The sequence below is a fragment of the Silvibacterium sp. genome, assembly GCF_047605705.1.
GTDB lineage: Bacteria > Acidobacteriota > Terriglobia > Terriglobales > Acidobacteriaceae > Silvibacterium.
Window position 1 is genome coordinate 20,830 of record NZ_JASGFD010000020.1, and the last position, 14,909, is coordinate 35,738.

The 14,909-nt window shown below is 62.6% G+C and carries 9 protein-coding genes; 4 read left to right on the plus strand and 5 right to left on the minus strand.

What is annotated here, in order from left to right; translation table 11 throughout:
* Positions 1 to 422: 422 nt before the first annotated feature.
* On the minus strand, positions 423 to 1,823 hold the full coding sequence (gene dnaB / locus QM649_RS09265; RefSeq protein ID WP_415198749.1) for a replicative DNA helicase: 1,401 nt from the start codon (positions 1,821 to 1,823) through the stop codon (positions 423 to 425).
* 271 nt (positions 1,824 to 2,094) lie between these two features.
* Here dnaB and QM649_RS09270 point away from each other — a divergent pair, with 271 nt between their 5' ends.
* The 3 genes from QM649_RS09270 to QM649_RS09280 are packed head-to-tail and all read left to right on the plus strand — an operon-like array spanning position 2,095 to position 5,259.
* Positions 2,095 to 2,802 carry a nuclear transport factor 2 family protein gene (locus tag QM649_RS09270; protein WP_415198750.1) on the plus strand — a complete coding sequence of 236 codons (708 nt, stop codon included), beginning with the start codon at positions 2,095 to 2,097 and terminating at the stop codon, positions 2,800 to 2,802.
* 11 nt (positions 2,803 to 2,813) lie between these two features.
* Positions 2,814 to 4,007, plus strand: a complete 1,194-nt coding sequence (gene alr / locus QM649_RS09275; protein ID WP_415198751.1) for an alanine racemase — start codon at positions 2,814 to 2,816, stop codon at positions 4,005 to 4,007.
* Positions 3,994 to 5,259, plus strand: a complete 1,266-nt coding sequence (locus QM649_RS09280; RefSeq protein ID WP_415198752.1) for an alpha/beta fold hydrolase — start codon at positions 3,994 to 3,996, stop codon at positions 5,257 to 5,259. Before alr ends, QM649_RS09280 begins: the two co-directional genes overlap by 14 nt.
* 93 nt (positions 5,260 to 5,352) lie before the next feature.
* On the opposite strand, the gene QM649_RS09285 is transcribed toward QM649_RS09280, so the two are convergent.
* Complete coding sequence (locus tag QM649_RS09285; protein WP_415198753.1) at positions 5,353 to 6,654, minus strand: sensor histidine kinase; 1,302 nt, start codon at positions 6,652 to 6,654, stop codon at positions 5,353 to 5,355.
* A gap of 473 nt (positions 6,655 to 7,127) precedes the next feature.
* Between QM649_RS09285 and QM649_RS09290 the strand changes: the two genes are divergently transcribed.
* Positions 7,128 to 8,603 (plus strand): TolC family protein, encoded by a 1,476-nt coding sequence (locus QM649_RS09290; protein WP_415198754.1) that lies wholly within the window; start codon positions 7,128 to 7,130, stop codon positions 8,601 to 8,603.
* Between the two features lie 106 nt (positions 8,604 to 8,709).
* On the opposite strand, the gene QM649_RS09295 is transcribed toward QM649_RS09290, so the two are convergent.
* The 3 genes from QM649_RS09295 to QM649_RS09305 form a co-directional block, all read right to left on the minus strand.
* Entirely contained in the window at positions 8,710 to 10,185 is a 1,476-nt protein-coding gene (locus QM649_RS09295; protein WP_415198755.1) for a family 43 glycosylhydrolase, read from the minus strand.
* Between the two features lie 185 nt (positions 10,186 to 10,370).
* Positions 10,371 to 12,146, minus strand: coding sequence for a glycoside hydrolase family 13 protein (locus tag QM649_RS09300; RefSeq protein WP_415198756.1), 1,776 nt, complete (start codon positions 12,144 to 12,146; stop codon positions 10,371 to 10,373).
* 256 nt (positions 12,147 to 12,402) lie between these two features.
* The gene (locus QM649_RS09305) at positions 12,403 to 14,781 is read right to left on the minus strand and encodes an Orn/Lys/Arg decarboxylase N-terminal domain-containing protein (RefSeq protein ID WP_415198757.1); all 2,379 of its coding nucleotides are present in this window, start codon (positions 14,779 to 14,781) and stop codon (positions 12,403 to 12,405) included.
* Between the last annotated feature and the right edge of the window lie 128 nt (positions 14,782 to 14,909).

Below are 14,909 nucleotides of genomic sequence, written 5' to 3' on the forward strand. Positions count from 1 at the left end.
AAACCTGTAACCAAAGCGAAGCAGCCCCGATGAAATCGGGCAGACTTGATTCGCATTCGCTGGCCAGGAGGCGCATCGCTCGAGTCATCTCGACTCTAGTGCGCTGTACGAGCGGGCTGACAACCGCGGGGCGTCAGGAAAAATCTCATATGGACGTTGCCGATACTAGCACAATTCGGGGGCCGATTTGAGGAGCATGAAGAGCGAAATTTCCCGGCCTTGCGAGTTGCACCACAGAAGGTGAAAGGCAGACGCCCGAAAGCGAACGCTGCGCAAAAATGGGGGAGTCAGACGGGCGCATCCAATGCGGAGCCGTAGATCAGAAAAAACTACAATCTCGCTTCCGGTAGAGCGCCCGACACGTCGATAACGCCACGCGCTGCGGCTCAGACGGGAAAGATTGCAGGCAACACAGGAAATTTTTACTGCGCATAGTCGTCGCCTCCGAAGGCGAGGTTTTCAAAACGTGTGCACTTCGACAGATATGCCAGGTGCACCGAGCCTGTAGGACCATTACGCTGCTTGGCGATGATGATCTCGGCCTTGCCCTCCGTGTCCGGGTCGGGATTGCCGTTTTCATCGCGGTTGTAATAGGCCTCGCGATGGATGAAGGCCACCACGTCCGCGTCCTGCTCGATCGAGCCGGATTCGCGGAGATCGGACAGCATGGGCTTCTTGTCCCCGCCACGCTGCTCCGAGGCACGGGAGAGCTGCGAGAGCGCGATGACCGGCACTTCGAGCTCCTTGGCCAGCGCCTTCAGGCCACGCGAGATGGCGGACACTTCCTGCGTACGGTTTTCGTGCCGCTTCTGGCCGGCGCCGCCGCTGCTGGCCGTCATCAGCTGCAGGTAATCGATCACGATCAGATCGAGGCCGCCGCGCGACTGGCGCAGGCGGCGCGCCTTGGCGCGCATCTCCGAAAGCGAGATGCCGGGCGTGTCGTCGATGAAGATCGGCGCTTCGACCAGGCGTTCCAGACCGGCGGCGAGCTTCTCCTGGTCGTCACGGCCAAGGAAGCCCTTTTGAATCTTCTGCGAGTCGACCAGCGACTCGGAGGCCAGCATTCTGCGCAGCAGCGACTCTTTACTCATTTCGAGCGAAAAGACGGCAACGGTGCCGTTGCCGCGCACGGCGGCGTTCTGCGCGATGTTGATGGCCCAGGCCGTTTTGCCCATCGAAGGACGAGCCGCAATGATGATGAGTTCCGACTTCTGCAGGCCGCTGGTCATGCGGTCGAAGTCGTCGAAGTGCGTGGCGAGGCCGGTAACCTCGCGGCCTTCCTTATAGAGATTGTCGATCGAACCGAAGGAGTCGCGAACGATCTCGGGAATGCCGGCAAAGCCGCGCGAGATGCCCTTTTCGGTGACCTCGAGCATCGCGGACTCGGCCGCATTGATGACGTCGAGTGCGTCCTCGCTCTGGTCGGCCGCGCGCGTGATGGCCTCGGAGGAGATCCGGATGAGCTGGCGCAGCAGCGACTTGTCTTTAACAATCCGGACGTACTCTTCAATGGAGAGCCGCCGCGGCAGGCCTTCGGTCAGTGAGGCGAGATATGCGACGCCGCCGACCGATTCGATTTCCTTGCGGCGTGCGAGCTCCTCGGAGAGGGTAACGATATCCAGGGCACGACCGGCGTCGATCAGTTCGGCCATGCGCGCGAAGATGCGCTGGTGCGAGTCGAGGGCGAAGTCCTCGGCGCGGATCTTCTCGGCCGCCTCGTTGTAGGACTCGTTGTCGAGCAGAATGGCGCCAAGAATGGAACGCTCGGCATCGATGGAGGCCGGCAGTCCGCGCTCGAACGAGATGTCTGCCGGGGTTGCCATCTTTATTAGGCTAGGCGCGCGGTGGGGAGATGACAAGATCGAGACAGGAACGGAGAAGTATGCTTGCGCGTCCGGTTTGAGGGGGAATGCATATTTCCCGTGAAGGGCAAGAGCGATTTGCGAACAACTTTTCGTGCAAGTCTGAGGGAAAGGCTGAGAGTTTCCTGTGCAAGCCCTGTGGAAAAAGAGGAAATCATCCGTCTAAATCGCAGGCAGGCGATCCGCGGCGGCGGCAAACCTATATCATCGAAAGAGAGCATTTTTGCGGCATATGAAACGGATTCTGATAGCAGCAACAGCGACCCTGTCGCTGGTCAGCGGCATGGCCTTTGCCCAGCAGGCAAATGAGACGGCCGCACCGGAAGCAAAGCAGTTCCAGGGGCTCGAAGACCAGTGGAGCGCGGCGCTGATGAAGCGCGACCAGTACACACTCGAGAACCTGATGTCGCCGGCCTTCCTCGATATCGCGGCCAGCGGCGACATTACCACGCGCAATCAGCAGATCGCCGATCTCTATACGAAAACCGGGCCGCAGCCGGTGAGCATGGAGCAGAAGGTGGTGAACGTGCGCATGGTCGAGGATGTAGCGATCGTGGACGGCACGTACATCCACAAGTGGAAGACGGGTTCCACGATCCACGAGGAGCGCGGCATCTTCACGCACGTCTACCAGCGCTCGCATGGCGGCTGGACATGCGTGCATTCGCAGCGCACCGAAGTGGTGGAGCAGTCGGACGCGAAGCAGCCGAAGCCGAAGGTCGAGAAGAAGAGCAACGCCGAAGAGCCTTTCCACATTCCGTTCTTCTACAAGGGCAAGACCTCGACACAGGACACGACATCTTCGGGCAGCACGGCTACGGCCGGAACAACTACGAGCGGTACAGCAGCGAACAGCACAGAGACCGCACCCGCGAGCACGTCCACCTCGACCACTTCAGGCTCGACCTCGAGCACCAACAACGCTGCTCCGCAGCCATAGGCGGACTGACGATGTCGCTGCGCCCGACATGGGCGGAGATTTCGATTTCCCGCCTGCGGCGCAACTATGCGCGGCTGCGTTCCGCCGCGCCCGATGTTGCATTGATGGCCGTGGTCAAGGCCAATGCCTATGGCCACAACGCGGCCCTCTGCGCTCCGGCGCTGGCCGGCGAGGGCGCGAGCTGGCTGGGCGTGACCTGCCTCGATGAAGGCATTGCCCTGCGCCGCGCGCTGCCACAGCCGCGCGTATTACTGATGAGCGGCGTCTGGCAGGGCGAGGCCGAGAGCGCGATCGAACATCGCCTCACCCCTGTGGTGTGGGAGACGCCGCATCTTGCGTGGCTGGAAGAAGCAGCGGCACAACAGAACGTCACAGACTTCGCCGTGCACATTGAGATCGACAGCGGCATGTCCCGGCAAGGGCTACGGCCGGAACAAGTCGATGCGTTTCTCGCAGCGCTGGCGCAGTGCAAGCGCCTGCGCGTGGAGGGCGTGATGACGCATTTCCATTCGCCCGAAGTGCTGGATTCGTCCGCAACGGCCACGCAGATGGAGAATTTCTCCCGCGCGCTGCAAGTGCTTGCCGATGCCGGCGTGACGCCGTCGATTATCCACGCCGGGAATTCGGCCACGGCGCTGACGCCTGCGATGACACAGGCAGTGAGCGCGCTGGCAAAGAAGCACACCGCGACGGCGATGGTGCGACCGGGGCTTTCGCTCTACGGATATTCGCCGCGCTTTGCGGGCGAAGGTGCTGCACAGGTGAAGGATTTGCTCGAGCCGGTGCTCTCCTGGAAGACGCGGGTCATCTCGTTGCGCGATATCGAGCCGGGTGAGACTGCCGGCTACAACGCGACGTTTCGCGCCGCACGAAGGTCGCGGCTGGCGCTGCTGCCGGTGGGTTATGCGGATGGGCTGAATCGCCTGCTCTCCGGCTGTAATTCTGGAGGGGGCTTTGTGCTGGTGCGTGGACAGCGTGCGCCGATTGCGGGCCGCGTCTCGATGGACCTGACGATTGTGGATGTGACAGGCATCGACGGCGTGGCGCTGGGCGACGAAGTCGCGATCATCGGGGAACAGGGCGGCGAGCGCATCACGGCGTATGAACTGGCCGACGCGGCAGGGACGATTCCCTACGAGGTGCTGTGCGCCATTGGATCGCGGGTGCCGCGAAGAATTGCAGAGGAAGACGATGGCGACGCATAAGGGCTGGTACGCCGACTGGATGTACCGCTGGGAAACGCGGCTGACGAACGAAGACTCGAACCGCATCGTGCGTCCTCTGGAGTGGGGATTCGATTGGGTCAACGACTTCATCGACGCGCATGGGCTGCGCGAGAAGCTCTTCGGCGGACGCGATCCTGAGACTCTAAGCCACTTTGAAGCGGAAGACGCGATGGCCGCGCTGAATGCGGCGATCGTCGCGCGCAGTGAGGACTTCTTCGGCTACGCCAAGCCGACGGACTACGTGCTCGAGGAGCGCTATCCGCAGCTCTTCCCGACGAATGTGCGCCCGAAGACGCTGGCCAATGACGCGGAGTGGAAGCGCAAGGCGGCGACGGGTGAGATCGAGAAGGCGCACTTTCTGCGCTTCACCTCGCCGGTGCGGACGAAGTATCCCGAGAACGATCTGGTGAATGCGCGGTGGTATCCGGCTCCGGCGGAGAAGATGGCGGGCAAGCCGAAGCAGGCCATTATCGTGATGCCGCAGTGGAACGCCGACGCCTTCAGCCATAACGTGCTGTGCTCGCTCTTCAATCGCTTCGGCATCTCGGCGCTGCGCCTGAGCAAGCCGTATCACGATATCCGGCGCCCCGCGGAGCTGGAACGCTCGGACTACGCAGTAAGCGCGAACCTTGGTCGCACCATCGCGGCCTGCCGCCAGGCGGTGGTCGATATCCGCTGCTGCATGGACTGGCTGCAGGAGCAGGGCTACGAGCAGTTCGGCGTGCTGGGTACGAGCCTCGGCAGCTGCTATGCCTTTATCGCCAGCGCGCATGACGCGCGGCTGCGGGTGAATGCCTTCAACCACGCCTCGACAGCCTTTGGCGATGTGGTGTGGACGGGGCAGAGCACGCGCCACATTCGGCAGGGCCTCGAAGAGGCCGGGCTGACGCAGGAAGGCCTGCGCACGGCATGGAGCTCGGTGAGCCCGTTCTCCTACATGGAGCGCTTCGCGGCCCAGACCGACAAGCGCGTGCTGGTGGTGCACGCGAAGTACGACCTGACCTTCATCGAAGAGTATTCGCTCGAGACGCTGCAACACTTCTCACGGCTGGGGATCCACTACGAATCGAAGGTGCTGCCCTGCGGGCATTACACCACCGGCGAAAAGCCCTACGCCTACCTGGACGGCTGGTACATGGGCTCGTTTGTGTACCGGGCCTTTCGCGATATCGGGCGGGAGACGCCTGTGGTCGCGGCTTCGACGAAGAAGCCCGAAGCGGTCTCTCACTAGGATCAAGCCAATGTAAAGCCTGAATGAGCCATGCGTGACCGTACCTCTCCACGTCTCAAGTGCGAGACGCGGAGCACCCGGTTCAAGTGAGCCTTAATAATGATTGCTGGCGCGGGGCGTCGAGTGGTCGATGTCTCCTGCCTCCGGCAACGCGGACTGCGGGGTGGCCGGTGGCGTTGCCGCTGAACGGAAGGCCAGCACTGCCTGGGGACGCATGTTCGTCGGCAGGAAGAGGCTGAAGACGGTTCCATGATGCGCCTTCGAGACCGAGGAGCGCAGCTGGAGCCCGCCGCCGTAGCGGTGCAGGATGGAGCGCGTGACCCAGAGGCCGAGCCCCGTCCCCTGCGAGCCCTTGGTGGTGAAGAACGGCTCGCCGATGCGGCTGCGAACCGCGGCCGGCATGCCCGCGCCGGTATCGGCCACCGAGATGCGCAGACCGCGAACGCCCTGATCCGCCCAGTTTCGGGCGGGGCGGACGCGCAGGCGCAGGCGGCCTCCGGGCGCAGTGGCCTCGATGGCGTTGGCGATGAGGTTCGAGAGCACCTGGCGCATCTCGCCGGGGAAAACATTCACCGTATCCGCGGCCTCGAATTCGCGCTCCACGCTGATCTGCTTGTCGGCGATCTTGCGGCCGAAGAGCGTGAGCACCTCTTCGATGAGGTCGGCCGGGGAGATTTGCACCGGGCTCGCGCTCTCGCGGGAGAAATTCAGGGTCTGGCGGCTGATCTGCACGACGCGGCCCAGCTCACGCTGCGCGAGCTGCAGATATTCATGCCGGCGCTCCGGCGAGGGGTCGGCTTCGAGCAGGTAGAGCAGGTTCGTCACCGCTTCGAGCGGGTTGTTGATCTCATGGACGATGGAAGCCGTAAGGCGGCCGAGGGCGATCAGCTTCTGGTTCTCTCGCAGGATTTCGGCGGTCCGGTCGAGCTCGCCCTGCACCCGGGCGCGGGCTTTCTGGTCGCGCTGCGAGCGGAAGGCCCGCTCGAGGTATTCCGGCAGGCGGCGTACGTCGCAGCGCGACACACCCTGCAACTCCGCGGGACGGATTCCCGCGTTCGAGGCGCCGGAGCCCTCCTCGTCGGAGCTCCCCTCGAGGATGCGGGGGCGTTCAACCAGGATGACGGGGGAGGAAGGCGAAGCCTCCCGGAGCTGCCGGAGAAAATCCTGTCGCTCGGCAGCGCCCATGCGGGCAATCGCCTCTTCGGCGAGAAGCACGAAATCGGCTTCTTTGGCGAAATCCCGGAAGCGCAGGCGCTGCATCAGGTCTTCCGGATGGTCGAAGGCTTCAAGGTTCGCGGTCAGACCGGCACGCCGCAGGGACTGGCGCAGCCAGTGCGTTGAAGCGGAGTTCGCGGTGAATAGCACCACATACGGGATGGATACGGCGCTCAGCATGGGCTCATGAACTGGTGATTCCTGGAAATTCCTTTGTTTCTGCACTTTGCAGATCTCCAAACTCGCACGTCTGGCGGTTTACGCCTAATGTGCGAACCGAAAGGAGCTCCAGCAATCAAATCGGCCTGCGGACAGCAAACCCTAACTCCTGCTCCTTTCCCGAGGCATTCCGAGTACCGTTTCCGCGCGTTTTCACGCTTTGCGGCCGCCGGATCGCCCTTCTGAAAAGTTACGATGTGGCCTCCAGCAAGGCCGTTGCTTGTCAGGAGGTTACTTCGGAGGGCTTTGCTTGAATGGGAAGCGCTGGCGACTCTGATCCAGAAAGAGGAAAGCGCCTTAAAAAGTGGTCAAAGCCGTGGCGGAACAGCGGCGAGGAAGCAGGCACTCGCATCCAAAGGAAGGAATTATTTGGCATCCCCGTGCTCCCGTGAAAATCTAAGTATGGTGACCTACGGAAGGGAATCCCTATTCGCATGATGGCTTTGCGCTTTTCCGGCCGCCTGGGGCTGGCTGTGCTGCTCGGCGCCGGCTCGGCCGCCTTCGGGCAGGCGAACCCGAATAATTCGACGCAGAACAATTACATGGGCAGCGTCCAGGCGGTGTCGCTGACGCCCGATGCGAAGAAGCTGTCGCTGGACGATGCGATCCAGCTGGGCATTGCGAACAATCTTGCGTTGACCCTGGCGCGCGAGAACCAGAAGCAGGCCACGGCCCAGCGCGAGCAGCTGGTGAATGCGCTTCTGCCCAATATCTCGGCCCACGCCGAGCGCGGCGCGCACCAGTACAACCTCAAGGCCGACGGCTTCAATACGGCGCTCTTCGAGCAGTTTCTCCCGGCCCTGGGCCTGCCGGCCTCCGACGCCGCGGCCTTTCCTCTGGTAGCGACCGTCGACGAGACGGTTGGCCAGCTGAACCTGTCGCAGGCGCTCTTTACCTGGGAGGGCTGGGACGTGTGGAAGGCCGCCAAGTCGAACGAGAAGGCGGCGTACTACAACACGCAGTCTTCACGCGGGCTGGTGGTGCTGGACGTAGGTACGGCGTACCTGCAGGCGCTCGAAGCCTCGGCGCAGGTGGACTATGCGCAGGCTCTTCTGAAGACCGACGAGACGCTGCTCTACCAGGCACAGGAAGAGCACAAGGCCGGCACAGCCGCGAATCTGGACGAGCTGCGGGCGCGGGTGCAGTACCAGACCCAGCAGCAGACGCTGATCGCAGACCAGAATGCCTTCGAGAAGGCGAAGGTCGCGCTGAATCGCGAGATCGGCCTCGACCCAGGGCAGAAGATTGAGCTGACCGATGCGACACCGTATTCAGATCTGGCGGCGCTGACCATTGAAGACGCGCGGCAGAAGGCCTACGCCAACCGGCAGGACTTCCAGAGCATGCGCGCGCAGATGCTGACGGCGCACCTAGAGCATCGCGCGGCAAAGCACGAGCGCTATCCCAGTTTGACCTTCAGCGGCAATTACGGCGTCACCGGCGTGACTGGCCAGGTCTATCACGGCACCTTCTCGGCGATGGGCACACTTTCGATCCCGATCTTCAACGAGGCGCAGTTCCGCGGCGACCGCGATGTGGCGGTGGCCCAGGAAGACGAGCTGCAGACACAATTCCACGACCTCGAGGCGAAGATCGATCAGCAGCTACGCGACAGCCTGCTGGACCTGAAGACCGCCTCGGAGCTGGTGAAGGTGGCGCACAGCAACGTGGACCTCGCGACCACGGCGCTCGAGCAGACGACGGACCGCTTCCAGGCCGGAGTCGACGATAACCTGCCGGTGGTGCAGGCGCAGTCGACGCTGGCGCAGGCGCAGACCCAGTACGTGAACTCGGTCTACCAGTTCAACCAGGCCAAGCTGGGACTGGCGCGCAATCTCGGCATCATCGACACCCAGTACCGGAACTATGTGCCGCAGAATTCGGCCGTACCTCCGCAGGGCGGCAAGTAGAGCGCATCCGCTAAATAAAAACGAGAAAGAGCCTGGTCCTGAGACCAGGCTCTTTTTGCGTGCGCATGCTTCTATCCCACCCGCACAGCTTCCAACCCGGGACCGGTTACTCCGCGGCGGGAATCACCGCGTCCGGCCAGTAGCGGAAGCTGCGGAAGGATGCCCGACCCGCGCCCCAGGCAGACAATGCGGGGCGAACGTCGAGGAAGCCGCCGAGGACGTTGTGATCCATGCCAGAGATCTCGGCGGATTGCTCGGTTTTCTTCCATCCCTCTCCCGAACGCCGATAGTAGAAGTCCAGCTCCTGCCGGTCGTTCACGACACGCAGGGTCGCCCGCGTGTCTGACCGCACGGGCTCATCGAAAACCAGCCCATTGGCGACTCGCACCTTGAGGCCCTTTTCGTCGAGCGTGATACCGGTAGCGTGCTCGGGATTATAGAAGAGCAGCAGCCCGGCCTCGCACCCCGGCTCGATCTCGACATCGACTTCGACGGTGTAGGAGTGGCCGCCGACCGGCGTGGTCAGGACAGAGGAATCCTCGAGCGATTTGCCCCGGGCAGCGAGCCGGAGCACGCCGTTGCCGGTCTGGAAGCGGGTGGAATCGTACTCGTGCCAGAAGCCCCACTGCAGACCAAGCTCCGGTTGCTGGAAGGTGTCGGATGGATCGAAGAAGGGGAGCTGGCGGCTGCCAGGGATCGGCATGGGGATCTTCGAGTCGGTGGCGATCTCGGGCTTCACCCGGAACCAGCCGTCGGCGGTCCACTCGATGGGCAGCAGGAGCAGCTGGCGGCCGAGGGTGCGATAGCCGTTCTCGTACGAATGGACGGTCATGTACCAGCGGCCATCCGAGGTATCGACCAGGCGGCCATGTCCGACGCTGAGCCAGCGATCGTCACGGGACTGCGTGTGCACGATGGGGTTATACGGCGAGAACTCCCAGGGGCCTTCGGCATGGCGGCTGCGCGCGCTGACGACGGAGTGGCTGGTGGCCGGACCGCCGGTGCCTCCCTCGGCGACGTTGAGATAGAACCAGCCGTTGTGCTCGATCACTTTCGGCCCTTCGAGACAGGTGCACTCGATGCGGGTGCTTTCCGGGATGGGCCACGCGCTGAACGCAGGCCGGGGAGGCGTCTTCACGTGGAGGCCGTCCGCGGTGAGCTCGGCCATAAGGCCGCCGTTCATGTAGAGGAAACGCCGCCCGTTCTCCGCGATATGGGCAGGATCGATGGCGCTGATGCCGAGATCGACGGGCTCGCTCCACGGGCCTTCCGGATGATCGGCGTGAACGACGAGGAGCTTGTTGTTCGCCGGGAAGTAGATGTAAAAGCGGCCCTGGTACTCGCAGAGGTAGGGCGCCCAGACACTGCCGTAGTACCTGCGGAGCGCCGAGGCGACCGGCCGCCAGTTCACCAGATCCTTCGAATGCCAGATCAGCAGACCCGGGGCGTAATCGAAGCTGGAGTGGGTGAGATAGAAGTCGTCTCCGACGCGGATGGGACTTGCGTCCGGATGATCTCCGCCCATGATGGGGTTCTGGTAAACCTGTTCGACATCCCCGGCAAACACCGAGCGCGGAAGCATCGCTGCTCCAGCGGCCAGGACGGATGCTCTCTGCACAAACCCACGACGTGTAATCAACGCAGCTCCTCGCGAGACGCTCTGCGCCTGCGCGTTTCCTGTTCCTAGAAATGCTTTGCAATCAGCTTACTGCGGAACCCTTGGCACGGGATGGATGGCGGCATCTCTCTACTGGAATCGCGCAGCGATTATTGCCTGTATATGCGCGACTCCCAGGGAGAGAGGTTCAATGTGGAGGTGTTCGCTTCGTGCGAGGACGGGATGTCGGATAGCAGGAGTGTACCGGCCTTCAGGCCCCCGGGTAGCGTGTAGCTGGTGGCGCTGGAGCTGAAGTTTTCGACCACAAGGTAGGTTTCGTCGCCGAGGGTGCGGGTGTAGGCGTAGATGTGCGCATCCTGCGGAGCCAGATCTTCGTAATCCCCATAGACAAAGGCCTGCGTGTGAGCACGCAGCCTGATGAGGGCGCGCGTGTAGTTGAGCACGGAAGCCGGGTCTGACTCCTGCTCGGCGGCATTGATCTGTTTGTAGTTGGGATTGACGGCCAGCCAGGGATGATTGCCGGTGGTGAAACCGGCCTCCGGAGAACTGTCCCACTGCATGGGGGTCCTGGCGTTGTCGCGGGAGACCCGGGCCTGTGCGGCGAGGAAGACCGCGGCTGACATCTTGCCGGATTCCACCTCTGCCTTATAGGCGTTCTTTACCGCGATGTCATCGTAGTCTTCGATTTTCCGGAAGGGATAGTTCGTCATGCCCAGCTCGTCGCCTTCGAAGAGAAACGGCGTGCCGCGCAGGGTGAGGATCATGGTCTCGAAGAGCTTGGCCGAGGAGACGCGCATCGCCGGTGAATCGTCGCCGAAGGTGGAGACGATGCGGGGATTGTCATGATTGGAGAGAAAAACGGTGTCCCAATCGTGCTTGCCGAGCGTGGTGGCGTGAGCGTCGTAGATGGCTTTCAATTCCGGCAGCGACCAGGCACCGAGCTGGCTGGGGCCGAAGTCGGAGCGGCCGATCTTGATTGCGTCGAAATTGAAGATCATGTTCAGTTCATGGCGGCGATCATCCACCAGCGAACCGGTTTGAGCGAGCGTGGTGCCGGTCGCCTCTCCCACGGACATATCGTCGTACTTCGACAGGACTTCCCGATTCATTTCCCGCAGATATTCGGCGAGGTGCGGTCCGTTGGCATAGGCGTTTGGCGGAGACTTGAGCTGCTCAGGGGTAAGATCGGGCATTCCCGTCGGCTTTGAGATGAGTGGAATGACGTCCATGCGGAATCCCGATACGCCCTTGTCGAGCCAGAAGCGCATCAGCGAGTAAACCTCTTCGCGGACCTTGGGGTTTTCCCAGTTGAGGTCGGGCTGCTTTACGGCGAAGTAGTGGAGGTAGTACTCGTTCGTCTTCGGGTCAAGCGTCCAGGCGGATCCGGAAAAGTAGGACGGGTAGTTGTTCGGCGGGGTGCGCGTGCCGTCGGCGGCGGTATGGCCGGGCCGCCAGATGTAGAAATCCCGATAGGGATTGGTTTTGCTGCTGCGCGACTCCACGAACCACTTGTTCTCGTCGGAGGTGTGATTCACGACAAGATCGATGATGAGGCGCATGTGGCGCTTCTTGATGCCTGCAAGCAAGGCATCGAAGTCCGCCATGGTGCCGAACTCCTTCATCACCTTCCGATAATCGCGGATGTCATAGCCGTTGTCGGCATTGGGCGAGTCGAAGTGCGGGCTGAGCCAGATGACATTGACACCAAGCTTCCGCAGGTAATCCAGCTTGGAGGTGATGCCGGGAAGATCGCCGATGCCGTCGCCGTTCGAGTCTTTGAAGGAGCGCGGATAGATTTGGTAGACCACGGCCTCCTTCCACCACTTCGGTTCGTAACCGTTCACCAGCTGCTGCGCCGGAGCGGCCGCGGGAAGCGACAACAGCGCCGCGACGAAAAGGGTGTGAAGAAGTCTGCGCGGAAACATACCGCAGGATTCTAACGGGAGATGAGGGAGCCTGGCGGCGATGCCCGGGCAGTTTTTCGAGGGCATCTCTCCATGAGGGTGTATCGCCAAATTCAGGGCCATCGCTCTCTGCCCTGAAACCGCAGGTCCCTCCGCTCCGGTCGGGATGACTATCTGTAATTTTCAATAATCATTATTAAAGATGGCGTTTTGGGCATAAGAAATCCCAGCCTTGCGGCTGGGATTTCCTGTTTCGATAGAAGGACTTAGCCCGGTTTTAGGTGTTTGTCTTCTTCATGACGCGGCTGGCGGGACGGGTGCGGGGTTTGGCCTTGCCGTTGCCGTTGGTGTGCGGGGTTTCGATGACGCCGCGGGTCCAGTACTGGCCCTGGGAGTCGACCTCGATACCATGCACCTCGCGCTCGAAGCCGGGGAAGCGGCGACCGAAGTCCTCGAGGGCCATGAGCAGCCGGATGGTCGGGCTGTCGATGTCGCCGAGGCGCTCGCCGGGCATGCGGATCGGGATACCCGGGGGATAGGGGACGAGCATAACGGCCGGGATGCGGCCGGCCATCTCGGCCACCTTGACGCGCTCGGTGCCGTTGCGAATGAGCCGCTGGTAGGTCTGCGACGGGGTGAGCACCGGGTTGGGCTCGGTGTCGCAGGCGGCGTGCAGCAGGTTCGGCAGGTTCAGCTCGCGCATGGCATTGTGCATGTCGTCGGCGAGCTGCTTCAGGGTCATGCTGCCGTAGCGGTCCGGATACTTGGCCGTGAGCGCGGGCAGAGCCTCGTTGAGCAGAGCCTCCTGGTCGTAGAGGCGCTTGAACTCGAAGAGCGTCTCGAGCAGACTGCCCCACTTGCCCTTCGAGGTGCCGACCGAGAAGAGGGTGAGGATGGTGTAGTCGCCGGTGCGGGCGATTTCGACGCGGCGGGCGTCGAGGAAGGCGGTGAGAATGGCGGCCGGGATGCCCCAATCCTGCATGACGCCCTGCGGCGTGATGCCGGGCAGCAGAATGGTGACCTTGGTGGGGTCGAGCAGGACGTAGTCGTCCTGGACGGCATCGTCGGCAAATCCGTGCCAGTCTTCGCCGGGCTTGAGGGTCCAGCAGTCGGCGTGGTCACCGAGCAGATCGTCGGGCGCGTCTTCGAAGCGGAAGACCTCGCCCGATTCCTTGTCCTTGACGTAATCGGGCTGGAACATGCCGAAGAACCACCAGTCGCCTTCTTCCGCCTTGAGGCGATGCGCGACGGAGGCCATGGCCTTGCGGAAGGTGATGGCGTCCTGGATGGTCTCTTCCATCAGGGTCGAGCCGGCGGGCTCGTCCATCATGGCGGTGGCCACGTCGATGGAGGCGATCATCGGGTAGAACGGCGAGGTCGTTCCGTGCATCATGAACGCCTCGTTGAACTGGTCGAACTCGAGCGGCGCGCGCGGGCTCAGCTTCACGTGGATCATGGACGCCATGGAGAAGGCGGCCAGCATCTTGTGCGTGGACTGGGTGGCGAAGATGAGCGGCCGGTTGGGCATCTCATCGGGCACGTCCATGGCGAAGCGGCCCTTGTAGAGCGAGTGGAACTTGGCGTAAGCGTACCAGGCCTCGTCGAAGTGGACGCGGGGCACAGACTTCGAGAGCTCCTCGACGACCGCATCGACGTTGTAGCAGAAGCCGTCATAGGTGGAGTTGGTGACGACGGCGTAGCTGGGTTCGCGGGAGACGGCTCCGGCGGCGAAGGGGCTCTTGTCGATGAGCGCCTTGATCTGCTCGGGCTTGAAGCGGTCGAGCGGCACCAGGCCGATCATGCCATAGCCGTTGCGCGTGGGCTTGAAGTAGACCGGGCGCGCGTTGGTGACCGTCAGCGAGTGGCAGATGGACTTGTGGCAGTTGAGATCGGCGATGACCATCTCGTCCTGGCCGATGACGCCGTGGCCGACGATCTGGTTCGAGGTGGAGGAGCCGTTGAGGACGTAGAAGGTCCAGTCGGCGCCGAAGATGCGGGCGGCGTTGCGCTCGGACTCGGCCGGCGGGCCGACGTGATCGAGCCAGGAGCCGAGCTCGGCGGTAGAGATGCCGAGATCGGAGCGCATGAGGTTCTCACCGAAGAACTGGTGGAAGGCCATGCCGACGGGGTGCTTGAGAAAAGCGACGCCGCCCATGTGGCCGGGGGCGTCCCAGGAGTAAGCGCCCTGATCGGTGTACTTGACGAGCTCGCGGAAGTACGGCGGCAGGAGCTGCTCGTGGTAGCGCTCCACGGCGAAGTCGACGCGGTTGGCGATGAAGGCCGGGGTGTCGCCGAAGAGGTGGATGTACTCGTGCACCTGCTTGACCACTTCGAGCGGCAGCTCGCTGACGAGCGTGCGATCGGCGATGAGAAAGATGGGCAGCTTCTTGCTGCGATAGCGAACTTCACGGATGATGCGCAGCGCGGCGCGCTCGTCGAACTGGTTGTCGTCCTCGAGATCCCAGTCGAGCAGGATGGCGCTGTGCGAGGGATCCGACTGGACGAGCGACAGGCCGTCTTCCGGCGTCACGGTGCGGACGACGCGATAACCTTCTTCATTGATGGCCGTAACGAGTCGCTCCATCGCGCGGTCGGCGACCGAATCGGTGTTGCCAACCTCACTGGCGATAAGCAGTACCCAGCGGCCCTGAATCATTCCCAACCCTTCTCACTCCCAAGGTCGTGCTGACCAAAAAATCGCCCCTTGCGGGGCGAATCCAGTCTCAAATATTACAGAAAATGCGTGAAGAATCGGTGAGCGCGGGGTCTTATTTTGCGGGGTGA

Excerpts from the sequence above, each read along its gene's own strand:
- dnaB (WP_415198749.1), bottom strand. The coding sequence starts at position 1,823 with ATGGCAACCCCGGCAGACATCTCGTTCGAGCGCGGACTGCCGGCCTCC.
- QM649_RS09270 (WP_415198750.1), top strand. The coding sequence starts at position 2,095 with ATGAAACGGATTCTGATAGCAGCAACAGCGACCCTGTCGCTGGTCAGC.
- alr (WP_415198751.1), top strand. The coding sequence starts at position 2,814 with ATGTCGCTGCGCCCGACATGGGCGGAGATTTCGATTTCCCGCCTGCGG.
- QM649_RS09280 (WP_415198752.1), top strand. The coding sequence starts at position 3,994 with ATGGCGACGCATAAGGGCTGGTACGCCGACTGGATGTACCGCTGGGAA.
- QM649_RS09285 (WP_415198753.1), bottom strand. The coding sequence starts at position 6,654 with ATGCTGAGCGCCGTATCCATCCCGTATGTGGTGCTATTCACCGCGAAC.
- QM649_RS09290 (WP_415198754.1), top strand. The coding sequence starts at position 7,128 with ATGATGGCTTTGCGCTTTTCCGGCCGCCTGGGGCTGGCTGTGCTGCTC.
- QM649_RS09295 (WP_415198755.1), bottom strand. The coding sequence starts at position 10,185 with ATGCTTCCGCGCTCGGTGTTTGCCGGGGATGTCGAACAGGTTTACCAG.
- QM649_RS09300 (WP_415198756.1), bottom strand. The coding sequence starts at position 12,146 with ATGTTTCCGCGCAGACTTCTTCACACCCTTTTCGTCGCGGCGCTGTTG.
- QM649_RS09305 (WP_415198757.1), bottom strand. The coding sequence starts at position 14,781 with ATGATTCAGGGCCGCTGGGTACTGCTTATCGCCAGTGAGGTTGGCAAC.